Genomic DNA, 22,193 nt, shown 5'->3' on the forward strand with positions numbered 1-22,193 from the left:
TGCGTAGCACCATGGGTAGATCCACCCATTGCTGCGCTGCAACCACAACGGTGATGCTCCGATCAATGGCCGGGCCACAATCGGTCTCAAGCAAGATCTGCACCAGCACCTGCGAAGAGGAGCATCATGACCGACGGGAAGAAGACGTCAGGACTGAATCCGGCCGTGAGCCGGCGAAACGTTCTCCTGGGCGGGGCGGCCCTGTCGGCGGCCCTGTTCATGCCGAAGGGGCTGCGCGCTCAGGACTATCCGACGGCCAAGGTGAACACGACCGGCCTGGCCGTCACCGACGACACGGTGACGGTGGGCATCCTCCACTCCATCACCGGCACCATGGCCATCTCCGAGACCGGCTCGGTGCAGGCCGAGAAGCTGGCGATCGACCAGATCAACGCCCAGGGCGGCGTGCTGGGACGGAAGATCGAGTTCATCCAGGAGGACGGCGGCTCCGACTGGCCGACCTTCGCGGAGAAGGCGAAGAAGCTTCTCGTCAATGACAAGGTCGCCTCGGTGATGGGCTGCTGGACGTCGGCGTCGCGCAAGGCGGTGCTGCCGGTCTTCGAGCAGTACAACGGGATGCTCTACTACCCGACCTTCTACGAAGGCCTCGAGGAGTCCCCGAACGTCATCTACACCGGCCAGGAGGCCACGCAGCAGATCATCGCCGGCCTCAACTGGGTGGTGAAGGAGCGCGGCGCCGAGACGTTCTACCTGCTCGGCTCCGACTACATCTGGCCGCGCACGTCGAACAAGATCGCGCGCAAGCACATCGAGGACAAGCTGGGCCTGAAGGTGGTGGGCGAGGAGTACTATCCGCTCGGCCACACCCAGTTCAACTCGGTCATCAACAAGATCCGCCTGAAGAAGCCGGACGTGATCTACGCGATCGTCGTCGGCGGCTCGAACGTCGCCTTCTACAAGCAGCTGAAGGCGGCCGGCATCGACATGACCAAGGAGGATCCGCTCCTCCTGACCATCTCGGTGACCGAGGACGAGATCCGCGGCATCGGTGGCGAGAACATCGTCGGCGCCTATGCCTGCATGAAGTACTTCCAGAGCCTCGACAACGAGAACAACAAGGAATTCGTGAAGGCCTTCAAGGACATGTGGGGCCAGGACATGGTCATCGGCGATGTCACCCAGGCCGCCTATCTCGGTCCGTGGCTGTGGAAGATGGCGGTCGAGCAGGCCGGCTCCTTCGACATCGACAAGGTGCGCGAGGCCTCGCCGGGCATCGAGTTCACCAAGGCGCCGGAAGGCTACGTCCGGATCCACGAGAACCACCACCTCTGGTCGAAGACCCGGGTCGGGCATGCCCGCGCCGACGGCCAGTACGACGTGGTGTTCGAGACCTCGGAACTGGTCGAGCCGGATCCGTTCCCGGAGGGCTACCAGTAAGCCGCTCCCCTCGCGGCAGAGGGCGCGCTCCAGCCCACCGGAGCCGCCCGCCGCGGGGCAGGATCCTTCGCAGGCCCGCGCGGGACTCCCGCGCGGGCCGGTCGCCCCGCCATCAGGATCATCGGTCATGTTCGACGGCTACAGCACCAACGAGCTCGTCGCGATCTTTGCCATGCAAGGGTTCGCCGGGCTCATCCTCTTCTCCGTTCTCGTTCTGATGGCCCTGGGCCTCGCGATCATCTTCGGCCAGATGGGCGTGATCAACATGGCGCACGGGGAGTTCATGATCCTCGGGGCCTACGTCACCTATCTCTGTTCGAATTTCTTCTCCGCCTACCTGCCGGGTCTGTTCGGGATCTACTTCTTCATCGCGATGATCCTGGCCTTCTTCGCGGCCGGGGCGCTGGGGATGCTGGTGGAATGGGCGATGATACGGCACCTCTACCGGCGGCCCCTCGACACGCTGCTTGCGACCTGGGGCCTGAGCCTGATCCTCCAGCAGACGTACCGCACGGTGTTCGGCGCGCGCGAGGTGGGCGTGCAGATCCCCGACTGGATGATGGGCGCGCTGCCGCTCACCGACATGATCGAGCTGCCCATCAACGGCATCTTCGTGATGGTGCTGACCTTCTTGATCGCGGTCGCGGTGGCGCTGCTGATGCTGAAGAGCGCCTGGGGCAAGCAGGTGCGCGCCGTGATGTTCAACCGCACCATGGCGGGCGCCGTCGGCATCAACACCGAGCGCGTCGACCGCATGACCTTCGGCATCGGCTGCGGCATCGCCGGCGTGGCGGGCGCGGCCTTCACGATGATCGGGTCGACCGGCCCGTCGTCCGGCCAGCTCTACATCGTCGACACGTTCCTGGTGGTCGTGTTCGGCGGGGCGGCGAGCCTGTTCGGCACCATCGCGTCGGCCTTCTCCATCAGCCAGGCCCAGTCGATCATGGAGTTCTTCCTCTCCGGCTCGATGGCCAAGGTTCTCACCCTCCTGACCGTTGTCGGCATCCTGATGCTGCGCCCCCAGGGCCTGTTCAGCCTCAAGATCCGCAGCTGAGGACCGCACCATGACCAACTTCGGCAACCGCACCTTCTCCCGCGCCGAGATCGCCGGCTTCGTCGCCCTCGCCGTCTTGATCTTCGTGGTCTTCCCGCTCGGGTTCGACATCTTCCGGCTGAACCTGTTCGGCAAGTACCTGACCTACGCCTTCGTGGCGCTCGGGCTGGTGCTGTGCTGGGGGGCGGGCGGCATCCTGTCGCTCGGCCAGGGCGTGTTCTTCGGCCTCGGCGGCTACTGCATGGCGATGTTCCTGAAGCTGGAGGCCTCGTCGCCGGAGAACACGGCGATCCAGTCCACCCCGGGCATCCCGGACTTCATGGACTGGAACCAGGTGACCCAGCTTCCGTGGTGGTGGGAGCCGTTCCACTCGTTTCCGTTCACCCTGGTCGCGGTGGTGGTGGTGCCGACCATCCTCGCCTTCATCATCGGCCTCGCCATGTTCCGGCGGCGGGTGGGCGGCGTCTACTTCGCCATCATCACCCAGGCGATCGCCGCGATCCTGACGATCCTGATCATCGGCCAGCAGGGCTACACCGGCGGCGTCAACGGCATCACCGACCTGCGCACGCTGCACGGCTGGGACATCCGCACCGACGACGCCAAGCTGGTGCTCTACTTCGTCAACGCGGTGCTGCTGTTCGGCTGCCTGCTGATCGCCCAGTTCGTACGCCGTTCCAAGCTCGGCCGGCTGATGATCGCCATCCGCGACCGCGAGGACCGGGTCCGGTTCTCCGGCTACGACGTGGCGAACTTCAAGATCTTCGTGTTCTGCCTGGGCTCCGCCTTCGCCGCCATCGGTGGGGCGATGTTCACCCTGCAGGTGGGCTTCATGTCGCCGACGCTGGTGGGCATCGTGCCGTCCATCGAGATGGTGATCTTCTGCGCGGTCGGCGGCCGCACCTCGATCTTCGGCGCCGTCTACGGGGCGCTGCTGGTCAACTGGGCGAAGACGACCTTCTCGGAAAGCTTCCCGGAACTCTGGCTGTTCGCCATGGGGGCGCTGTTCATCGGCGTCGTGCTCGCTTTCCCGCAGGGCCTCGCCGGCCTCTACGCCGACCACGTCGAGCCGCACGTGATGCGGCTGCTGCGCCGGCCCCGCGGGACGCCCGTCGGCGCACCCGCGGCGGCCTCCGAAACACCGGCCGAGTGAGGGGAGGCACCCATGATGACCACTCCGACGACCGCCCACGGCACCGACTTCCTCCTCGCCGTCGAGGGACTGACCGTGTCCTTCGACGGGTTCAAGGCGGTGAACGACGTCAGCTTCTACGTCGACCCGAACGAGATCCGCGTGATCATCGGGCCGAACGGCGCCGGCAAGACCACGGTGCTCGACCTGATCTGCGGCAAGACCCGCGCCACCAGCGGCTCGGTCAAGTTCAAGGGCCACGAGCTGACCCAGATGCGGGAGGACCAGATCGTCCACGCCGGCGTCGGGCGGAAGTTCCAGAACCCGTCGATCTACGAGGACCTGAGCGTCTTCGAGAACCTGGAGCTCTCCTACCCGAAGGGCCACAACGTGTTCGGCGCGCTGTTCTTCAAGCGCGACGCGGAGGTCATCGAGCGGATCCACGAGGTGGCCGAGATGATCTTCCTGGACGGGCACCTGCGCGAGAAGTCGGCGCACCTGTCCCACGGCCAGAAGCAGTGGCTGGAGATCGGCATGCTGCTGATCCAGAAGCCGGAGCTCCTGATGCTCGACGAGCCGGTGGCCGGGATGTCGGTGGCGGAGCGGAAGAAGACCGCCGACCTGCTCCACCGCATCATCCAGGACCACGCCGTGATCGTCATCGAGCACGACATGGGGTTCGTCGCCGACATCGCCCACAAGGTCACCGTCCTGCACCAGGGCCAGATCCTCGCGGAGGGGTCGATGGACAAGGTCCAGTCCGATCCGCGGGTGATCGAGGTCTATCTCGGACACTGACGCCGGCCGCGCGGGCCGCGGCGCGGCCGCCGCGGCTCCAGGTTCAACAGGTCGAGCAGTTCCCTGTCGGTCGGATCAGGGATCCGGCCGGGAAATGCTCCAGGAGGAGAGCGCGCATGCTCAACATCCAGTCCCTGCACGTCGCCTACGGCGAGAGCGAGGTCCTGCATGGCGTCGACCTGGACGTGGCGCCGGGCGAGATCGTCGCCATCATGGGCCGCAACGGGATGGGCAAGACGACCCTGATGAAGGCGATGATGGGGGTGATCCCCACCAAGTCGGGCACCATCAACGTCGGCGACGTCGACGTCACCGGCATGAAGAGCTACCGGCGCGTCGCCAACGGCATCGCCTACGTGCCCCAGGGCCGGATGATCTTCTCCACCATGACGGTGCAGGAGAACATCCAGACCGGCCTCACCGTCACCGGCGAGAGCGCCGTGCCGGAGAACATCTACGAGCTGTTTCCGGTGCTGCTGGAGATGAAGGGGCGGCGCGGCGGCAACCTGTCGGGCGGCCAGCAGCAGCAGCTCGCCGTCGCCCGCGCGCTCGCCGCCAAGCCGAAGGTGCTCCTGCTCGACGAGCCGACCGAGGGCATCCAGCCGTCGATCATCCGCGACATGGGCCGCACGCTGAAGCGCATCCGCGACGAGCGCGGGCTGTCGATCGTGGTCTCGGAACAGGTCCTCTCGTTCGCCCTCGACGTCGCCGACCGCGTGCTGGTGATCGAGAACGGCAAGATCGTCCACGAGAGCCCGCGCGCCACCATCGACGAGGCGAAGGTGTCGAAGTTCCTGTCTGTCTGAGCCTGCCCACCACGCACGGTGCGCGCCGACGCGGCCTGGCCGGCCGGCGCGTTGAAGAGCCTCACCACCCGGAAGAGAGGGGACCCCACATGGCCAACACGCTGATCAAAGTCGACCTGAAGGAAAGCCCGCACACCAACGAGAAGGTCCACAACCGCTGGCACCCCGACATCCCGATGGCGGACTGGGTGGAGCCGGGCGACGACTTCCTGGTCGAGACCTACGACTGGACCGGCGGGCAGATCAAGAACGACGACGACGCCGCCGACGTGCGCGACGTGGAGCTGCAGCAGGTCCACTACCTCTCCGGCCCGATCGGCGTGAAGGGGGCCGAGCCCGGCGACCTCTTGGTGGTCGACATCCTCGACATTGGCGCCAAGGAAGAGATGCTGTGGGGCTTCAACGGCTTCTTCTCCAAGAAGAACGGCGGCGGCTTCCTGACCGACCACTTCCCCGAGGCCCAGAAGTCGATCTGGGATTTCGAGGGCATGTTCACCAAGTCGCGCCACGTGCCAGGGGTGCGCTACGCCGGCCTGATCCATCCGGGCCTGATCGGCTGCCTGCCGGACCGCAAGATGCTGGACATGTGGAACACCCGCGAAAAGGCGCTGGTGGACACCGATCCGCACCGGGTGCCGGAGCTGGCGACCCTGCCGAACACCCAGTCGGCGCACATGGGCCAGATGAAGGGCGAGGCGCGCGACGCGGCGGCGGCCGAGGCGGCGCGGACCGTGCCGCCGCGCGAGCACGGCGGCAACTGCGACATCAAGGACCTGTCGCGGGGATCGAAGATCTACTTCCCGGTCTACGTGGACGGCGCCGGTCTCTCCATGGGCGACCTGCACTTCAGCCAGGGCGACGGCGAGATCACCTTCTGCGGCGCCATCGAGATGGCGGGCTGGCTGCACATCAAGGTCGACCTCATCAAGGGCGGCATGGCGAAGTACGGGATCAAGAACCCGATCTTCCGTCCCTCGCCGATCGTGCCGAAGTACGACGACTTCCTGATCTTCGAGGGCATCTCCGTCGACGAGGCCGGAAAGCAGCATTATCTCGACGTGCACATCGCCTACCGCCAGGCGTGCCTCAACGCGATCGAGTACCTGAAGAAGTTCGGCTACACCGGCGCCCAGGCCTACGCGATCCTCGGCACGGCACCGGTGCAGGGGCACATTTCGGGCGTCGTCGACATCCCGAACGCCTGCGCCACGCTGTGGCTGCCCACCGACATCTTCGAGTTCGACATGATGCCGGGCAAGGATGGCCCGACCGTCCATCTGGACGGCTCGATCGACATCCCGCTCGCCCCGGATCTGTAAGGGGGAGGTCCTTTCCCCTCACGCCGCGTTCGCTTCGCTCACCGGCTCCGGGTGGGCGGCCTGACCGGCCGGCGCGCGGGCGCGCGCTGGCGGGAGGGAGAAAGTGAAGCCGCAAACCTGGAAGCCGGTTCTCTGCCTTGAGGCAATTGGGAGCACGTCATGCCGATCTACGACTATCTCTGCGACGAGCACGGGGCGTTCACGGCGATGCAGCCGATGAGCGCCTATGCCGACCCGTGCGACTGCCCAGACTGCGCCCGGCCGGCGCCGCGGGTGATGCTGGCCGCGCCGCGCCTGGCCGTCATGGACGGGGCGAAACGCAATGCCCACGCGGTCAACGAACGCTCGGCCCACGAGCCGAAGCGCTCGGGCGCCCACGGACCCGGATGCGGATGCTGCTCCGGGGCGTCGAAGACCAAAAAGCCGGGTGCGATCGTGCGGCCCGACGGCTCCAAGAGCCTGGTCGGGCGACGGCCCTGGATGATCTCGCACTGACAAGCCGGGTCGCGCCGGGCTGACCGGCGCCGGACCCGCGGTCCCTCGGGAGGGGACGCCGCCATCGCGGACACCCGCCGGTCACCGGGCCGGCGGGTGTTTTCGTGCGTCCACCGCGACCGGGCAGACGCCCGGCGCGGCCCGCAGGCCCGCGATGTCGGGCTACGGGACGCCGGGCGGGCACGGCCGCCTCCTCGGGAGGTCTCTGAAAAGCCGTGAAGCTCTGCTATGTCAAAAGTTATGACACGGGCTTCCACGACACGCGTTTCCAATCGAACGAGCTCCCCGCCCTCGGGGAGTTCCGAAAATCAACCTTTCGGGAACGCGGTTGCCCGGAGTCCGCTGCCTGAGGCGCATGGCTTTCAGGGTGCGTCACATGAGGCTGCTTGCGTGGGGACATCCCATCACTGAAGCGCAACCGTCGTCGGTCAGCACGTCGGTTTTCGATCGGGAGGGGTTCGCCCAGGCGGTTCTCGATGCCCTGACGGCGCAGATCTGCGTCGTCGACGCCGGCGGGGTGATCATCGCCGTCAATCGCGCATGGACAAGGTTCCTGGTCGAGAACTCGCCCCCGTGTGAGACCGGTGAAGACTGGCCGGGGATGGGTGTTGGAGCCCCCTACGTCCGGATCTGCCAGGACGCGTACGGCCCCGATTCCGAAGAGGCCGACGACTTCGGTCGGGGGCTGCTTTCGGTGCTGAACGGCGAGGTCGACGGCTTCGAGCTGGAATATCCCTGCCACTCGCCGACCGAGGAGCGCTGGTTCCTCGGCCGGGTCAAGCCGCTGCCCGGCCACCACCGCGGTGCCGTCATCTCCCACAACGATGTCACCGCGAAGAAGCGGTCCGAACTGGAGCTCGAGCGGCTCGCCTCCACCGACGCGCTGACCGGCCTGCCGAACCTCAGGATGTTCATGGACGTGGCCGGCCGGGAGCTGAAGCGCATCAGGCGGTATGGCGGGCAGGCGGCGATCGCGATGATCGACCTCGACCACTTCAAGCAGGTGAACGACCGGTACGGACATCCCGCCGGCGACGATGCGCTGCGGGCCTTCACCGCCGCCTGCGGGGATATCCTCCGCGAGACCGACCTGCTGGCGCGGGTCGGCGGCGAGGAGTTCGCGGCGATCCTGCCAAGGGTCGACCAGCTGGAGGCGCTGGCGATCCTGGAGCGCATGCGCCTCGCGGTGCAGGAGACGGTCGTCGTGAGCGGGGGGCGGTCGATCGACATCACCGCGAGCTTCGGTCTGTCGGAGATGCTGTCGCAGGATCTTGTGGTCGAGGAGAGCATGGCCCGGGCGGACGCGGCGCTGATGATGGCCAAGCGGTCCGGGCGCAATCAGGTCCGGAGGCTGGCGTTGCCCAGGCCCCTGGCGGCGGACTGATCGGCCGGCGGGCAGCTTTGGTGCCGGTTGAGGGACTCGAACCCCCGACCTTCGGTTTACAAAACCGCTGCTCTACCAGCTGAGCTAAACCGGCCGCCGCACGGCACCTATCACAGGCCGTGCGCGATTGCACCTGGAAGGTGGGGTCATTTCGCGTCGAGGAGCCGGCTGCCGGCATAGAGCGCCAGCACGCAGGCGTTCGACACGTTCAGGGACTTGATGGGCCCCGGAACGTCGAGGCGGACGACCTGGTCGCAGGCCGCCTTGACGCCCGGCCGCACGCCCTTGCCCTCCGCGCCGAGCACGAGGGCCAGCCGGTCCGCCCGGTGGGCCGCCTCGATCGGCACCTCTCCATCGGAATCGAGCGCCAGGCGCAGATAGCCGTCCTTGCCCAGGCTCTCCAACGTGCGGGCGAGGTTCACCACGGTCAGCACCTTGATGAGATCGAGCGCGCCGGAGGCGGCCTTGGCCATGACGCCGCTTTCGGTGGGGCTGTGGCGGGTGGTGGTGATCACCGCGTCGGCGCCGAGCGCCGTGGCGGAACGCAGGATGGCGCCGACGTTGTGGGGATCGGTGATCTGATCGAGCAGCACCACCAGCCGCGCGTCGCCGAGGTCCTCGATGTCGCCCGCCGGCAGGGGGTCGGTGTACAGCGCGACGCCCTGGTGGACGGCGTCGCCGCCGACGATCTTGCCGATGCCGCGGGGATCGAGGATCTCGGCATCGCCGACCGGTCCGCCGCTCTCCTCTTCCAGCCGCGCCAGCGCGTTGCGGGTGACGAGCAGGCGGCGCCGGGTGCGCGCCGGGTTGGCGAGCGCCGCCGCGACGGTGTGAAAGCCGTAGATCCAGACCGGCCCGGTGCTGGGCGCGCCGGAGCGGGGCGGATAGGCGGATCGGCTGGACTTCTGGCTCATGTCGCTCGGGCTGGTCGGGGGAAGGGCGGTCGCGCCATCCTACCGGCTTGTCGTGAGGCGGTGGAGTCGTCGACCGTCGGTGCCGCCTGTCGGGCGCGCCGCAGGGCGCAGGCGTCTCCGGTACCGGCTGACAATCCGCCGTGCAAGCCACTATCCTTGCGGCCGTCTTTCCTGGCATCCCGGCAAGCGGTGCGCCGGTTGCCGGACATGTCCCTCCTCCTGCCACCCGTGTGTCTTCCGGGAGTTCGCCGATGGTGCGTGCAAAGCTTGCGCTGGTGTTCGTCGTGTTCGTCGATCTGCTGGGGCAGGGGCTGGTCTTTCCGATCATCAACGCGCTGGTGATGGACCCGGGGCAGTCGCTGCTCCCGGCGGGCACGTCCGAGGGGGCCCGGCAGTTCAGCTACGGCCTGGTGATCGGCGTCTTCTTCCTCGCCTGGTTCCTGGGGGCGGCGTACGTCGCGCAGCTCTCCGATGCCATCGGCCGCAAGAAGGCGATGACGATCTGCCTGTTCGGCGCGCTGCTGGGATACGCGCTGACGCTGCTGGCGCTCGCCACCGGCAGCCTGACGCTGCTCGTCGTCGGGCGTGCGATCAGTGGCTTCACCAGCGGCAGCCAGCCGATCGCCCAGGCGGCGATGGCGGACATCAGCACCGACGACACCGAACGCGCCCGCAACATGGGCTACGTGATCGCCGGCGTGAGCGCCGGACTGGTCGCCGGTCCGCTGATCGGAGGGGTGCTGTCGGACCCGGCCATCATCGGCCCGCTGGCGAGCCTGTCGCTGCCCTTCTACGCGGCGTTCGCCTGCGTGGCGGTGGCGATCGCCTTCGTGCAGGTGGGCTACCGGGACGCACGCACCGAGCGGAAGAGGTGGCGATTCGACCCGCTGGAGATCGTCCGGATGCTGACGAAGCTGTCGCGTCGGCCGCTGGTGCTGCGGATTTCGCTGGTCTATTTCGTCTTCCTGGCGATGGGCAACACGGTCTACGTGTTCGTCGACACCTACCTCGCCAGCCGATTCGCCTACGGCACGTTCGCGACCAGCCTGGCGATGCTCGTCCTGGGCGCCGCGCTCGCCGTTTCCAGTACGTTCTGCGTGGCGCCGCTGCAGGTGCGATTCGGCAAGCGGGTCATCCTGGCCGCCACGACGACCGTGATGATCGCCGGCGCGCTCCTCTTCGCGCTGACGCCGTGGCCGGCCGTCGCGTTCGCCTGCGTCTTCGTGATCTTCTTCTGCTTCGGGATCGCCTATCCCACGCTCATCGGCCTGTATTCGGCCAGCGTTCCCGCCGACGAGCAAGGCTGGGTCATGGGCGTCAGCACGGCCCTTTTCACCCTGGGGGCGGGCCTCGTGTCGCTTGCCGGCGGCGAGCTGATGGAGCTCAGCATCCGCGCCCCGTTCTACGCCGCCGCGGCAATGGGGCTGGCCGTTCTCCTGCTGATCGCGACCGCCTGGAGAGGGCCGGAAGTGGCTCATGTGCTTGCAAGACCCGGGGGCCGTTGACACGGCGGGGCGGCGTCGCCATAACACCGCCCTCGACGAGGACGCGACGCGTTCCCGTCGCCGGCCGCCAGGCCGGATAGGGCGACTGATTCTCCTGGAGGGGTGCCCGAGTGGTTAAAGGGGGCGGACTGTAAATCCGCTGGCTTAGCCTACGTTGGTTCGAATCCAACCCCCTCCACCATTCTCTCCCGTATTCCAAATCCTCCGAGCCTTTCCGACCGCCGACCGGGTTCTCCGGCCCGTGGCCGTCGCGTGCGCTTCGCCCGACGTCAGGTCTCGCTCCAGACCGCGAGCTCGTTGCCGGCGGGGTCGGCGAAATGGAAGCGCCGGCCGCCCGGAAACGCGAAGATCGGCCGGACGATGGTGCCGCCCGCCCGGGTCACGGCGGACTGGGCGGCGCCCAGGTCGTCGGCGTAGAGCACCGGCAGCGGCTTCGCCGTCGCCTCCGGGCTGCCGTCGAAGCCGCCGTCCAGGCCTTCGCTGAACGCCGCGTAGCCGGGGCCGTAGTCGGTGAACGACCACGCGAAGGCCTCCCTGTAGAACGCCTTGATCCCTTCGACGCCGGCGCTGCCGGCCGGCAGTTCCAGATAATCGAGCTTGCCCGTCGTGCGCATGATCCACTCCGCTGCGATCTGTGTTCGTGTTATGTTCTATCTTTCGGGAGCGGCCTGGGCAAGGCGGGGGCGGCATCGCGCCGTGGTGGCCGGGGTGCCGGCGGGGACTCTTTTCATCGGCGGATTGTCAAGCGGTCGGAATTTCGCTATCTGCGCCTCACGCGACCAGCGGGTGTAGCTCAATGGTAGAGCAGCAGCCTTCCAAGCTGACGACGAGGGTTCGATTCCCTTCACCCGCTCCAATCAACCCGCGGCGGTCCGCCCGTGATCGGCGACGCGCCGGATCTTGATGAGATCGCCGTACCGGCTCACGCGTTTCGCGACCGTTTCTCGCACAAGATCAGACCGATAAGCAGGGGCATCGCCGATGGCGAAGGAAAAGTTTGCTCGCACGAAGCCGCACGTGAACATTGGAACGATCGGTCACGTTGACCACGGCAAGACGTCGCTGACGGCGGCGATCACCAAGGTTCTGGCCGAGACGGGTGGTGCGACGTACAAGGCGTACGACCAGATCGACGCGGCTCCGGAAGAGAAGGCGCGCGGCATCACGATCTCGACGGCGCACGTGGAGTACGAGACGGAGAACCGTCACTACGCCCACGTGGACTGCCCGGGCCACGCCGACTACGTGAAGAACATGATCACGGGCGCGGCGCAGATGGACGGCGCGATCCTGGTGTGCTCGGCCGCCGACGGCCCGATGCCGCAGACCCGCGAGCACATCCTGCTCGCCCGTCAGGTCGGCGTTCCGGCGATCGTGGTGTTTCTGAACAAGTGCGACATGGTCGACGACGAGGAGCTCCTGGAGCTCGTCGAGCTCGAGGTTCGCGAGCTGCTGTCGTCCTACGACTTCCCGGGCGACGACATTCCGATCGTCAAGGGCTCGGCGCTGGTGGCGCTTGAGAACGGCGATCCGAAGCTCGGCCACGACGCGATCCTCGAGCTGATGAAGGAAGTCGACGCCTACATCCCGACGCCCGAGCGTCCGATCGACGGTGCCTTCCTGATGCCGATCGAGGACGTGTTCTCGATCTCCGGCCGCGGCACGGTGGTGACCGGCCGCGTCGAGCGCGGCATCGTGAAGGTGGGCGAGGAAGTCGAGATCGTCGGCATCACGGACACCAAGAAGACCACGGTGACCGGCGTCGAGATGTTCCGCAAGCTGCTGGACCAGGGCCAGGCCGGCGACAACATCGGCGCGCTGCTGCGCGGCATCGACCGCGAGAACGTCGAGCGCGGCCAGGTGCTGTGCAAGCCGGGCTCGGTGACGCCGCACAAGAAGTTCAAGGCCGAGGCGTACATCCTGACGAAGGAAGAAGGCGGCCGTCACACGCCGTTCTTCACGAACTACCGGCCTCAGTTCTACTTCCGCACGACGGACGTGACCGGCGTTGTGACGCTTCCGGAGGGCACCGAGATGGTGATGCCGGGCGACAACGTTGAGATCAACGTCGAGCTGATCGTGCCGATCGCGATGGAAGAGAAGCTGCGCTTCGCCATCCGCGAAGGCGGCCGTACCGTGGGCGCCGGCGTCGTCGCCGCCATCCTCGAGTAGACCGCACAGGCCCTTCGCCGTGCCATCGAGGCGCCGGACCGCAGCCGCGGTCCGGCGCCTTTCGCGTTCGTGAGGCTTTGAGCCACAATGCCGCCGCGGGGCGTCCGGAGAGGGATGGATCATGGAAGCGCTGGTCGACACCCTGCAGGGCACCCCGTGGTGGGTGTGGCTGCTGCTTGCCTACCTGGTGTTCGTCGGGTGGCTGCGCTCGCGGACGGCCGTCGCGCCGCTGTGGAAGATCTTCATCCTGCCCGCCGTCATCCTGGTGCTCGAGCTGGGCTCCGTCCGGCAGCTGATGGGCGGGGAGGCCGAGCGCGTCGCGGCCTGGGTCGCCGGGTTCGCCGGCGGGATCCTGATCGGGCTGCTGTTCGTCCGCACCACGCGGATCCGGGCGGACCGGTCGCGCGGGCTGGTGGAGATCCCCGGCACCTGGAGCTATCTGGTCGCCCTCCTTCTCATCTTCGCCATCAAGTACTATTTCGGCTACCGCATGGCCGTGGATCCGGCGACCATGGCCGAGCCCGGATGGGTGACCGTCCAGCTCGCCATCACCGGCGCGCTGGCGGGATGGCTGGTCGGCCGTGCGGGCGGAATCCTGTGGAAATATCTGCGCGCCCCGCACAGCGACCTCGGCGCCCCGGTCGCGGCATCGCGCGCCTCCTGAGGGTTGGCGGGCCGGGGCGGGCGAGCGCGATGGCCGGCGGCCCGCCGGGGCGGGTTAGGTCTTGCGCTCGACAATGAATTGTGGGAATTGCCGAGCGCTGGCGCGTGTTCGTCCCCGATCGCGGGGGCGGAACGTTTCCGCGGACTAAGAGTTAGGGGTGTAGCTCAGTTGGTAGAGCGGCGGTCTCCAAAACCGCAGGCCGTGGGTTCGAGTCCCTCCGCCCCTGCCATTCTTCCGAAGGCGATGCTATGGTGTCGCGTCCGGAGAGGCCCGTACCAAGGTGCGGGCAGGCCCCCTGTTCCGCAGATTGCGCGAACTCGGGGTGATAGGGCTCTTGTGTTCCGGGGAACCACACGTTAGATAGTCAGAGACGGGAAGGCGCGCGGCTGAGCCAGCGCGCCTCTATGTTCTTGTCAAGGCCCGATTCATGGCGAAAACCAATCCGATGCAATTCCTCCAGCAAGTGCGCTCGGAGGTCGGGAAAGTAACATGGCCGACTCGCCGCGAGACGGTGATCACCACGATCATGGTGTTCATCATGGTGGCGTTCGCGTCCGTGTTCTTTCTCCTGGTGGACCAGCTGCTGAGCTGGGGCATCGGATTCATCTTGGGCATCGGGCGCTGAGCCCCTGGGGCGGCGCCGGTCCGAATTCGCTGGCACCGCAAGACTGGATTGAATGGTGAACGATGGCGAAGCGCTGGTACATCGTCCACGCCTATTCGAATTTCGAAAAGAAGGTTGCCGAAGCGATCCGTGAAAAGGCGCAGGCGACCGGGCTGGATGAAAACTTCGACGAAATCCTCGTGCCCACCGAGAAGGTGGTGGAAGTCCGCCGCGGTCGCCGGGTCGATGCCGAGCGGAAATTCTTCCCCGGTTACGTCCTCGTGAAGTGCGAGTTGACGGACCAAGTCTACCATTTGATCAAGAATACCCCTAAGGTCACGGGTTTCCTGGGGGCAGACCTGCGTCCGATGCCGATCTCGGACGCCGAGGCCGAGCGGATCCTGCAGCAGGTGTCCGAAGGTGTGGAGCGGCCCAAGCCGACCATCACGTTCGAGGTTGGCGAGCAGGTGCGGGTTTCGGACGGGCCGTTCGCCTCGTTCAGCGGACAGATCGAGGAAGTCGACGAAGAGCGCGCGCGCCTCAAGGTGGCGGTGTCGATCTTCGGTCGGCCGACCCCGGTCGAGCTCGAGTACGCGCAGGTCGAGAAGCTTTGAGACGGGCGGCCTTCGGGCCGCGCGTCTCGTTTGAGAGGGTGGGAGGCGAGGGCCCCGGTTTCGCCGCCGGAGCTGCAAGCCGCACCACCAACCGGAGTGACCGGAGGGCGCGCGTCGCCGCCCGGTCGGAGTGTTCGGAGAAGGATTGAATGGCGAAGAAGATCGACGGTTACATCAAGCTTCAGGTGCCCGCGGGGTCGGCCACGCCGTCGCCCCCGATCGGCCCGGCGCTGGGTCAGCGCGGCTTGAACATCATGATGTTCTGCAAGGAGTTCAACGCGCGCACGCAGGACCTTGAAAAGTCCGCTCCGTGCCCGACGGTGATCACCTATTTCTCGGACAAGTCGTTCACCTTCGAGGTGAAGCAGCCGCCGGTGTCGCACTTCCTCAAGAAGGCCGCGAAGATCGGTTCCGGGTCGAAGACCCCCGGCCGCTCCACCGCCGGCTCGGTGACGACTGCCCAGGTCCGCGAGATCGCGGAAGCGAAGATGAAAGACCTGAACGCGCTCGACGTCGACGCGGCCATGAAGATGGTCGAGGGTTCGGCGCGGTCGATGGGTCTGCAGGTGAAGGGCTGATACGATGGCGAAGATCGGAAAGCGTACCCGTTCCGGCCGCGAAGGCATCGACCCGGAAAACCTGTACTCCCTCGAGGAAGCCCTGAAGCTGGTGAAGGATCGGGCCAAGGCCAAGTTCGACGAGACCGTCGAATTCGCGATCAATCTCGGCGTCGACCCGCGTCACGCCGACCAGATGGTCCGTGGCGTCTGCGTGCTGCCAAACGGCACGGGCAAGTCCGTCCGCGTCGCCGTGTTCGCCCGTGGCGACAAGGCTGACGAGGCGAAGGCCGCCGGCGCCGACGTGGTCGGTGCGGAGGAGCTCGTCGAGCAGGTCCAGTCCGGCACGATCGACTTCGATCGCTGCATCGCGACCCCGGACATGATGCCGCTCGTCGGCCGTCTCGGTAAGATCCTCGGCCCGCGCGGCATGATGCCGAACCCGAAGGTCGGCACGGTGACCCAGGACGTCGCGTCCGCGGTCAACGACGCCAAGGGCGGCGCCGTCGAGTTCCGCGTCGAGAAGGCCGGCATCGTGCACGGCGGCATCGGCAAGGCCTCGTTCGACGAAGCCTCGCTCGCCGCGAACATTCGCGCGTTCGCCGACGCCGTCATCAAGGCGAAGCCGGCTGGCGCGAAGGGCTCCTACATCAAGCGGATGGCGCTGTCCTCGACCATGGGTCCGGGCGTGCGCGTCGATCCGTCCTCGGTCCTTCAGGCCTGAGATCATTGAGCTTCCCGGCCGGGGCAACCGGCCGGGCGGATCGGCGATCGTCCGACTTCGTCGGGGATCGCCGGAAACCCTGTCCGAGACTGCAGGTGCCGGTTCGCCGGTTTAAGCCATTTGGGCCTGCACAGACGGGAACGATCCGAGCAATTCCGGCCCTCGCGGGTCGGCTTGGGTCGAACCGTTGCGCCTTTGCCCGCGGGACACGCGGACGAGGGGACAGGAACCCTGAGTGTCGTCCGCGGCGCTCGAAGGGACCCGGACAAAGGTCCGGACCTGTCACCTTCGAGCGTTCCGAACGGCGAAAGGCAACCGGCGACCGGCACGTCTGGTCGCCAACCGGAGATGGCAAGTGGAAAGAGCGGAGAAGCACGAGTTCGTCTCGACGCTCAACACGGTGTTCTCGAACACCGGCGTTGTCGTAGTGGCGCACTATTCGGGCCTCTCGGTGTCGCAGATGACGGCCCTGCGCGCGCAGGTCCGTCAGGCGGGCGGGGCCGTTAAGGTCGCGAAGAACCGTCTTGCGAAGCTTGCTCTTCGTGGCACGGAGCTTGAGCACATCACCGACCTGTTCGAGGGGCCGACCGTGATCGTCTATTCCGACGATCCCGTCGCGGCGCCGAAGGCAGCGGTGGAATTCGCCAAGAAGAACGAGAAGCTCGTTCTCCTCGGCGGCGCCCTGGGCTCCACGAACCTCGATGCGGACGGTGTGAAGGCTCTCGCCACCATGCCGTCGCTCGACGAGCTGCGGGCCAAGCTGGTGGGTATGATCCAGACCCCCGGCACCCGCATCGCGCAGGTTCTCAACGCACCGGCCGGGCAGCTCGCCCGGGTGTTCGGTGCGTACGCCAAGAAGGACGAGGCCGCGTAAGGCGACCGAGATCTCGATAGATAACCATCAGCGGTTCGAACCGGAAGGACTATTGAACTATGGCCGATATGACCAAGCTTGTTGAAGAACTGTCCGCCCTCACCGTTCTCGAGGCGTCCGAGCTTTCGAAGCTCCTCGAGGAAAAGTGGGGCGTCTCCGCGGCTGCTCCGGTGGCTGTCGCCGCCGCTGCCGGTGGTGGTGAAGCCGCCGTCGTCGAAGAGCAGACCGAGTTTGACGTGATCCTCGCCGCCGCCGGCGACAAGAAGATCAACGTCATCAAGGAAGTCCGTACGATCACCGGTCTTGGCCTGAAAGAGGCCAAGGATCTCGTCGAGGGTGCGCCGAAGCCTGTGAAGGAAGGCGTCTCCAAGGACGAAGCCGAGGAGATCAAGAAGAAGCTCGAAGAAGCGGGCGCCAAGGTCGAACTTAAGTAAGACCTGGCTGCAAGCCCGGCGGGTCGCTTCGGCGCTCCGCCGGTCGGGTAAAAATTGCGATCCCGGACCGGTCGACGCAGGGCGCCGTCCGGTCCGGGATCGAACGTGCTTAGGGCCCATGCCGGCCGGGCGGCAACGCCGCGACCGACAGGAGTTGGCTCCAGAGACGCTCTGTTGAGCAAGTCCTGTTCGTTCAGGTCGGTTCGATCCGAACGGGAGGCGCTCTCAAGCACGGTTTTCCGGCCATCGCCGCATCGGTGGCGTCCGGAAGGCAGAAGACGGGTGAAGTTCTGTGGGATCCGACCCGGGTGGGCCGGGTTTGAAACGAAACGAGGTGCCTGCCCCGGTCAGTGCCGGGCTGGCGATCCGGCCATAGCCGGCCTCATGACGTGATGCCGCCGAGGCCGGTGACAGCGTCGGCAGCGATACGAGGAGCGACAATGACGCAGGCGTTCAACGGTCGCAAGCGGGTCCGGAAATTCTTCGGTTCGATCCGCGAAGTAGTGAACATGCCGAATCTCATCGAGGTTCAGAAGGCATCCTACGACCAGTTCCTGATGATGGAAAGCGCCGACGGCGAGCGCCCGAACGAGGGTTTGCAGGCTGTCTTCAAGTCGGTTTTTCCAATTTCCGATTTCTCCGGTGGTTCGCTCCTCGAGTTCGTCGACTACGAGTTCGAGCAGCCGAAATATGATGTGGACGAGTGCCGTCAGCGCGGGATGACCTTCGCCGCGCCGCTGAAGGTGAAGCTCCGGCTGATCGTGTTCGACATCGACGAGGACACCGGCGCCAAGTCCGTCAAGGACATCAAGGAGCAGGAAGTCTACATGGGCGACATGCCGCTCATGACGGACAACGGCACCTTCATCGTCAACGGCACCGAGCGGGTGATCGTCTCGCAGATGCACCGCTCGCCGGGCGTCTTCTTCGATCACGACAAGGGCAAGACCCATTCGTCGGGCAAGCTGCTGTTCGCGGCGCGCATCATTCCCTATCGCGGCTCGTGGCTCGACATCGAGTTCGACGCGAAGGACATCGTGCACGCCCGCATCGACCGTCGCCGCAAGATCCCGGTGACGTCGCTGCTGCTCGCGCTCGGCCTGACCGGCGAAGAGATCCTCAACACCTTCTACAAGCAGGTCGTCTACACCCGCGACGGCGAGAACTGGCGCGTTCCGTTCGACGCCACCCGCCTGCGCGGCATGAAGTCCAACTCCGACATGGTCGACGCCGACACCGGCGAGGTCCTGCTGGAGGAAGGCCGCAAGCTGACGGCGCGCACCGCGCGGCAGCTGGCCGACAAGGGCGTCAAGGCGCTGAAGGTGACCGACGACCAGCTCTACGGTCACTACCTGGCGGAAGACCTGGTCAACCCGTCCAGCGGCGAGATCTACGCGGAAGCCGGCGACGAGATCACCGACAAGATCCTCGAGGGTCTGATCGAGGCCGGCTTCGACACCATTCCGCTGCTCGACATCGACCACGTGACCACCGGCGCGTACATCCGCAACACGCTGGCCGCGGACAAGAACATGTCCCGCGAGGAAGCGCTGTTCGACATCTACCGGGTGATGCGCCCGGGCGAGCCGCCGACCATCGAGTCGGGCGAGGCGATGTTCAATTCGCTGTTCTTCGATTCCGAGCGCTACGACCTCTCGGCGGTCGGCCGCGTGAAGATGAACATGCGTCTGGACCTCCAGTGCGAGGACACGGTCCGCGTGCTGCGCCGCGAGGACATCCTCGAGGTCATCCGCACGCTGCTCAACCTGCGTGACGGCCGCGGCGAGATCGACGACATCGACAACCTCGGCAACCGCCGGGTGCGTTCGGTGGGCGAGCTCATGGAGAACCAGTACCGCGTCGGCCTGCTCCGCATGGAGCGGGCGATCAAGGAGCGCATGTCGTCGGTCGAGATCGACACCGTCATGCCGCAGGACCTGATCAACGCCAAGCCGGCGGCGGCCGCCGTGCGCGAGTTCTTCGGCTCGTCGCAGCTGTCGCAGTTCATGGACCAGACCAACCCGCTGTCGGAAGTCACCCACAAGCGCCGCCTCTCGGCGCTTGGCCCGGGCGGTCTGACCCGCGAGCGGGCGGGCTTCGAGGTGCGCGACGTGCATCCGACCCACTACGGTCGCATCTGCCCGATCGAGACCCCGGAAGGCCCGAACATCGGCCTGATCAACTCGCTGGCGACCTTCGCGCGCGTCAACAAGTACGGCTTCATCGAGGCGCCGTACCGCAAGGTGGTCGACGGCAAGGTGACCGACGACGTCTTCTATCTCTCCGCGATGGAGGAATCGAAGTACCACGTCGCCCAGGCCAACGCTCCGCTGACGGCGGACAGCACGTTCGAGGAAGAGCTGACCATCTGTCGCCACGCCGGCGAAGTGATGATGGTGCCGCGCGACCGCGTCGACTACATGGACGTGTCGCCGAAGCAGCTCGTGTCGGTCGCGGCCGCGCTCATCCCGTTCCTGGAGAACGATGACGCGAACCGCGCGCTGATGGGCTCGAACATGCAGCGTCAGGCCGTGCCGCTGGTGCGCGCCGAGGCGCCGTTCGTCGGAACCGGCATGGAAGCGGTCGTCGCCCGGGATTCCGGTGCCGCGATCTCGGCCCGCCGGGCCGGCGTGATCGACCAGGTGGACGCCACCCGTATCGTCGTGCGCGCCATCTCCGATCTCGATCCGACCAAGTCGGGCGTCGACATCTACCGCCTGATGAAGTTCCAGCGCTCCAACCAGAACACCTGCATCAACCAGCGTCCGCTGGTGCGTGTCGGTGACGTTGTGGCGAAGGGCGACATCATCGCCGACGGTCCGTCGACCGATCTCGGCGACCTGGCCCTCGGCCGGAACGTGCTCGTCGCGTTCATGCCGTGGAACGGCTACAACTTCGAGGACTCCATCCTGCTCTCCGAGCGGATCGTGTCGGACGACGTCTTCACCTCGATCCACATCGAGGAATTCGAGGTGATGGCCCGCGACACCAAGCTCGGGCCGGAGGAAATCACGCGCGACATTCCGAACGTGTCGGAAGAGGCGCTGAAGAACCTCGACGAAGCCGGCATCACCTACATCGGCGCGGAAGTGAACGCCGGCGACATCCTCGTCGGCAAGATCACGCCGAAGGGCGAGAGCCCGATGACGCCGGAAGAGAAGCTCCTGCGGGCGATCTTCGGCGAGAAGGCCTCCGACGTGCGCGACACCTCGCTGCGGGTGCCGCCGGGCGTCCAGGGCACGGTCGTCGAAGTCCGCGTGTTCAACCGTCACGGCGTCGAGAAAGACGAACGCGCCATGGCGATCGAGCGCGAGGAGATCGAGCGTCTCGCCAAGGACCGCGACGACGAGCAGGCGATCCTCGACCGCAACGTCTACGGCCGCCTGATCGAGGTGCTGTCCGGCAAGCAGGCGACCGCGGGTCCGAAGGGCTTCCGCAAGGGTGACGTCATCACCCGCGAGGGCCTGGAGGCGCACCCGCGCAGCCAGTGGTGGCAGTTCGCGGTCGGCGACGACGCCGTGATGACCGAGATCGAGGCGACCCAGAAGCAGTACGACGAGAGCCGCAAGCGCCTCGAAGGCCGCTTCATCGACAAGGTCGAGAAGCTGCAGCGCGGCGACGAGCTGCCGCCGGGCGTCATGAAGATGGTCAAGGTCTTCGTGGCGGTGAAGCGCAAGATCCAGCCGGGCGACAAGATGGCCGGCCGTCACGGCAACAAGGGTGTCGTGTCGCGGATCGTGCCGGTCGAGGACATGCCGTTCCACGAGGACGGCACCCACGTCGACATCGTGCTGAACCCGCTGGGCGTGCCGAGCCGCATGAACGTCGGCCAGATCCTCGAGACGCATCTGGGCTGGGCCTGCGCGGGCCTGGGCCGGAAGATCGGCGAACTGGTCCGTCAGGCGCAGCAGGCGCACAACACGAGCGAGCTGAAGAGCACGCTGCTGGAGATCTTCGACGGCGGCACCAGCGAACCGATCGCCGACTACGACGACGATTCGCTGCTGAAGCTCGGTCGCCAGCTCTCCACCGGCGTGCCGATCGCGACGCCGGTCTTCGACGGTGCCCGCGAGCCGGACATCGTGGAGATGCTGGAGCAGGCGGGTCTCGACTCGTCCGGCCAGGTCACGCTCTACGACGGGCGCTCCGGCGAGCCGTTCGACCGCAAGGTGACGGTGGGCTATATCTACATGCTCAAGCTGCACCACCTTGTGGATGACAAGATCCATGCCCGCTCGATCGGCCCCTACTCGCTGGTCACCCAGCAGCCGCTCGGCGGCAAGGCCCAGTTCGGCGGACAGCGCTTCGGCGAAATGGAGGTGTGGGCACTCGAGGCTTACGGTGCGGCGTACACGCTGCAGGAAATGCTGACGGTGAAGTCGGACGACGTGGCCGGCCGCACCAAGGTCTACGAGGCGATCGTCCGCGGCGACGACACCTTCGAGGCCGGCATCCCGGAGAGCTTCAACGTGCTCGTCAAGGAAATGCGGTCGCTCGGCCTCAACGTCGAACTGGTCGACGGCGAGAAGCGCCTCAAGGCGCAGGCCGAGGCCGACAAGGCGGACGCCGCCGAATAACCAACGCGCGCGCCGGCGGGCTTCCCTCGGGAAACGCTCGCCGGCGCGCCTGACAGACAGGACTGCCGGAGGCGCGGTGCCGGCGGTTCATCGACTGGACGCGACTTGACGGACGTCCCTGCGGTAGGTCGCAGACGTCCGGATGCGGGACGGACGGCGTGCGAAGCG

Annotated in this window: 20 protein-coding genes and 4 tRNA genes; 21 read left to right on the plus strand and 3 right to left on the minus strand. The window is 66.6% G+C overall.

The genetic code is table 11. The annotated features are described in order from the left end of the window. Window positions 1–126 precede the first annotated feature (126 nt). From urtA to AB7M35_RS14840, 8 genes are all read left to right on the plus strand, one after another. Window positions 127–1,398: an urea ABC transporter substrate-binding protein gene (urtA, locus tag AB7M35_RS14805; protein ID WP_453961080.1), complete on the plus strand. Its 1,272-nt coding sequence runs from the start codon at window positions 127–129 to the stop codon at window positions 1,396–1,398. A gap of 127 nt (window positions 1,399–1,525) precedes the next feature. Next, window positions 1,526–2,452 (plus strand): urea ABC transporter permease subunit UrtB, encoded by a 927-nt coding sequence (gene urtB, locus AB7M35_RS14810; RefSeq protein WP_453961082.1) that lies wholly within the window; start codon window positions 1,526–1,528, stop codon window positions 2,450–2,452. Between the two features lie 10 nt (window positions 2,453–2,462). After that, complete coding sequence (gene urtC / locus AB7M35_RS14815; RefSeq protein WP_453961084.1) at window positions 2,463–3,605, plus strand: urea ABC transporter permease subunit UrtC; 1,143 nt, start codon at window positions 2,463–2,465, stop codon at window positions 3,603–3,605. Between the two features lie 15 nt (window positions 3,606–3,620). Further along, window positions 3,621–4,382, plus strand: coding sequence for an urea ABC transporter ATP-binding protein UrtD (gene urtD / locus AB7M35_RS14820; protein WP_453961085.1), 762 nt, complete (start codon window positions 3,621–3,623; stop codon window positions 4,380–4,382). 116 nt (window positions 4,383–4,498) lie between these two features. Then, window positions 4,499–5,188 carry an urea ABC transporter ATP-binding subunit UrtE gene (urtE, locus tag AB7M35_RS14825; RefSeq protein ID WP_453961087.1) on the plus strand — a complete coding sequence of 230 codons (690 nt, stop codon included), beginning with the start codon at window positions 4,499–4,501 and terminating at the stop codon, window positions 5,186–5,188. Between the two features lie 89 nt (window positions 5,189–5,277). Further along, window positions 5,278–6,507, plus strand: a complete 1,230-nt coding sequence (gene fmdA, locus AB7M35_RS14830; protein WP_453961089.1) for a formamidase — start codon at window positions 5,278–5,280, stop codon at window positions 6,505–6,507. Window positions 6,508–6,666: 159 nt separating this feature from the next. Further along, window positions 6,667–7,002 carry an FmdB family zinc ribbon protein gene (locus AB7M35_RS14835; protein ID WP_453961091.1) on the plus strand — a complete coding sequence of 112 codons (336 nt, stop codon included), beginning with the start codon at window positions 6,667–6,669 and terminating at the stop codon, window positions 7,000–7,002. A gap of 376 nt (window positions 7,003–7,378) precedes the next feature. Continuing rightward, window positions 7,379–8,386 carry a diguanylate cyclase gene (locus tag AB7M35_RS14840; RefSeq protein ID WP_453961093.1) on the plus strand — a complete coding sequence of 336 codons (1,008 nt, stop codon included), beginning with the start codon at window positions 7,379–7,381 and terminating at the stop codon, window positions 8,384–8,386. Window positions 8,387–8,404: 18 nt separating this feature from the next. On the opposite strand, the gene AB7M35_RS14845 is transcribed toward AB7M35_RS14840, so the two are convergent. Together AB7M35_RS14845 and AB7M35_RS14850 are read right to left on the minus strand one after the other, a co-directional pair. After that, a tRNA-Thr gene (locus AB7M35_RS14845) sits at window positions 8,405–8,480 on the minus strand. A gap of 52 nt (window positions 8,481–8,532) precedes the next feature. Continuing rightward, a complete protein-coding gene (locus tag AB7M35_RS14850) occupies window positions 8,533–9,300 on the minus strand; it encodes a TrmH family RNA methyltransferase (protein WP_453961094.1) in 768 nt (255 codons plus the stop codon). A gap of 251 nt (window positions 9,301–9,551) precedes the next feature. On the opposite strand from AB7M35_RS14850, the gene AB7M35_RS14855 reads away from it, so the two are divergent. Both AB7M35_RS14855 and AB7M35_RS14860 read left to right on the plus strand, forming a co-directional pair. After that, window positions 9,552–10,805, plus strand: a complete 1,254-nt coding sequence (locus tag AB7M35_RS14855) for an MFS transporter (protein ID WP_453961096.1) — start codon at window positions 9,552–9,554, stop codon at window positions 10,803–10,805. A gap of 96 nt (window positions 10,806–10,901) precedes the next feature. Beyond that, window positions 10,902–10,986: transfer RNA gene (locus tag AB7M35_RS14860), tRNA-Tyr, on the plus strand. 88 nt (window positions 10,987–11,074) lie between these two features. Here the strand turns inward: AB7M35_RS14860 and AB7M35_RS14865 are convergent. Continuing rightward, entirely contained in the window at window positions 11,075–11,419 is a 345-nt protein-coding gene (locus AB7M35_RS14865; RefSeq protein WP_453961098.1) for a VOC family protein, read from the minus strand. Window positions 11,420–11,587: 168 nt separating this feature from the next. Between AB7M35_RS14865 and AB7M35_RS14870 the strand changes: the two genes are divergently transcribed. The 11 genes from AB7M35_RS14870 to rpoB all read left to right on the plus strand — a co-directional run bounded on the left by AB7M35_RS14870 (window position 11,588) and on the right by rpoB (window position 22,025). After that, window positions 11,588–11,661 (plus strand) — tRNA-Gly (locus AB7M35_RS14870). Window positions 11,662–11,786: 125 nt separating this feature from the next. Further along, entirely contained in the window at window positions 11,787–12,977 is a 1,191-nt protein-coding gene (tuf, locus tag AB7M35_RS14875) for an elongation factor Tu (RefSeq protein WP_453961099.1), read from the plus strand. A 121-nt stretch (window positions 12,978–13,098) separates the two neighbouring features. Beyond that, complete coding sequence (locus tag AB7M35_RS14880) at window positions 13,099–13,641, plus strand: DUF6622 family protein (protein WP_453961101.1); 543 nt, start codon at window positions 13,099–13,101, stop codon at window positions 13,639–13,641. A 153-nt stretch (window positions 13,642–13,794) separates the two neighbouring features. Then, window positions 13,795–13,870, plus strand: a tRNA-Trp gene (locus AB7M35_RS14885). A gap of 198 nt (window positions 13,871–14,068) precedes the next feature. Continuing rightward, complete coding sequence (gene secE, locus AB7M35_RS14890) at window positions 14,069–14,266, plus strand: preprotein translocase subunit SecE (RefSeq protein WP_453961102.1); 198 nt, start codon at window positions 14,069–14,071, stop codon at window positions 14,264–14,266. Between the two features lie 62 nt (window positions 14,267–14,328). Then, window positions 14,329–14,859, plus strand: coding sequence for a transcription termination/antitermination protein NusG (gene nusG / locus AB7M35_RS14895; RefSeq protein WP_453961104.1), 531 nt, complete (start codon window positions 14,329–14,331; stop codon window positions 14,857–14,859). Between the two features lie 149 nt (window positions 14,860–15,008). Then, a complete protein-coding gene (gene rplK, locus AB7M35_RS14900; protein WP_453961106.1) occupies window positions 15,009–15,437 on the plus strand; it encodes a 50S ribosomal protein L11 in 429 nt (142 codons plus the stop codon). Window positions 15,438–15,441: 4 nt separating this feature from the next. After that, window positions 15,442–16,140: a 50S ribosomal protein L1 gene (gene rplA / locus AB7M35_RS14905; protein ID WP_453961108.1), complete on the plus strand. Its 699-nt coding sequence runs from the start codon at window positions 15,442–15,444 to the stop codon at window positions 16,138–16,140. Window positions 16,141–16,495: 355 nt separating this feature from the next. After that, window positions 16,496–17,014, plus strand: a complete 519-nt coding sequence (gene rplJ, locus AB7M35_RS14910) for a 50S ribosomal protein L10 (RefSeq protein ID WP_453961109.1) — start codon at window positions 16,496–16,498, stop codon at window positions 17,012–17,014. Between the two features lie 59 nt (window positions 17,015–17,073). Further along, window positions 17,074–17,448, plus strand: coding sequence for a 50S ribosomal protein L7/L12 (gene rplL, locus AB7M35_RS14915; protein WP_453961111.1), 375 nt, complete (start codon window positions 17,074–17,076; stop codon window positions 17,446–17,448). Between the two features lie 440 nt (window positions 17,449–17,888). Beyond that, window positions 17,889–22,025: a DNA-directed RNA polymerase subunit beta gene (rpoB, locus tag AB7M35_RS14920; protein ID WP_453961113.1), complete on the plus strand. Its 4,137-nt coding sequence runs from the start codon at window positions 17,889–17,891 to the stop codon at window positions 22,023–22,025. Window positions 22,026–22,193: the final 168 nt, after the last annotated feature.

Source organism: Amorphus suaedae, from assembly GCF_053629675.1.

Excerpts from the sequence above, each read along its gene's own strand:
- rpoB (WP_453961113.1), top strand. The coding sequence starts at position 17,889 with ATGACGCAGGCGTTCAACGGTCGCAAGCGGGTCCGGAAATTCTTCGGT.
- rplK (WP_453961106.1), top strand. The coding sequence starts at position 15,009 with ATGGCGAAGAAGATCGACGGTTACATCAAGCTTCAGGTGCCCGCGGGG.
- rplA (WP_453961108.1), top strand. The coding sequence starts at position 15,442 with ATGGCGAAGATCGGAAAGCGTACCCGTTCCGGCCGCGAAGGCATCGAC.
- AB7M35_RS14880 (WP_453961101.1), top strand. The coding sequence starts at position 13,099 with ATGGAAGCGCTGGTCGACACCCTGCAGGGCACCCCGTGGTGGGTGTGG.
- urtA (WP_453961080.1), top strand. The coding sequence starts at position 127 with ATGACCGACGGGAAGAAGACGTCAGGACTGAATCCGGCCGTGAGCCGG.
- secE (WP_453961102.1), top strand. The coding sequence starts at position 14,069 with ATGGCGAAAACCAATCCGATGCAATTCCTCCAGCAAGTGCGCTCGGAG.
- urtE (WP_453961087.1), top strand. The coding sequence starts at position 4,499 with ATGCTCAACATCCAGTCCCTGCACGTCGCCTACGGCGAGAGCGAGGTC.
- urtC (WP_453961084.1), top strand. The coding sequence starts at position 2,463 with ATGACCAACTTCGGCAACCGCACCTTCTCCCGCGCCGAGATCGCCGGC.
- AB7M35_RS14850 (WP_453961094.1), bottom strand. The coding sequence starts at position 9,300 with ATGAGCCAGAAGTCCAGCCGATCCGCCTATCCGCCCCGCTCCGGCGCG.
- AB7M35_RS14835 (WP_453961091.1), top strand. The coding sequence starts at position 6,667 with ATGCCGATCTACGACTATCTCTGCGACGAGCACGGGGCGTTCACGGCG.
- AB7M35_RS14855 (WP_453961096.1), top strand. The coding sequence starts at position 9,552 with ATGGTGCGTGCAAAGCTTGCGCTGGTGTTCGTCGTGTTCGTCGATCTG.
- urtD (WP_453961085.1), top strand. The coding sequence starts at position 3,621 with ATGACCACTCCGACGACCGCCCACGGCACCGACTTCCTCCTCGCCGTC.
- AB7M35_RS14865 (WP_453961098.1), bottom strand. The coding sequence starts at position 11,419 with ATGCGCACGACGGGCAAGCTCGATTATCTGGAACTGCCGGCCGGCAGC.
- fmdA (WP_453961089.1), top strand. The coding sequence starts at position 5,278 with ATGGCCAACACGCTGATCAAAGTCGACCTGAAGGAAAGCCCGCACACC.
- AB7M35_RS14840 (WP_453961093.1), top strand. The coding sequence starts at position 7,379 with ATGAGGCTGCTTGCGTGGGGACATCCCATCACTGAAGCGCAACCGTCG.
- tuf (WP_453961099.1), top strand. The coding sequence starts at position 11,787 with ATGGCGAAGGAAAAGTTTGCTCGCACGAAGCCGCACGTGAACATTGGA.
- rplL (WP_453961111.1), top strand. The coding sequence starts at position 17,074 with ATGGCCGATATGACCAAGCTTGTTGAAGAACTGTCCGCCCTCACCGTT.
- urtB (WP_453961082.1), top strand. The coding sequence starts at position 1,526 with ATGTTCGACGGCTACAGCACCAACGAGCTCGTCGCGATCTTTGCCATG.
- nusG (WP_453961104.1), top strand. The coding sequence starts at position 14,329 with ATGGCGAAGCGCTGGTACATCGTCCACGCCTATTCGAATTTCGAAAAG.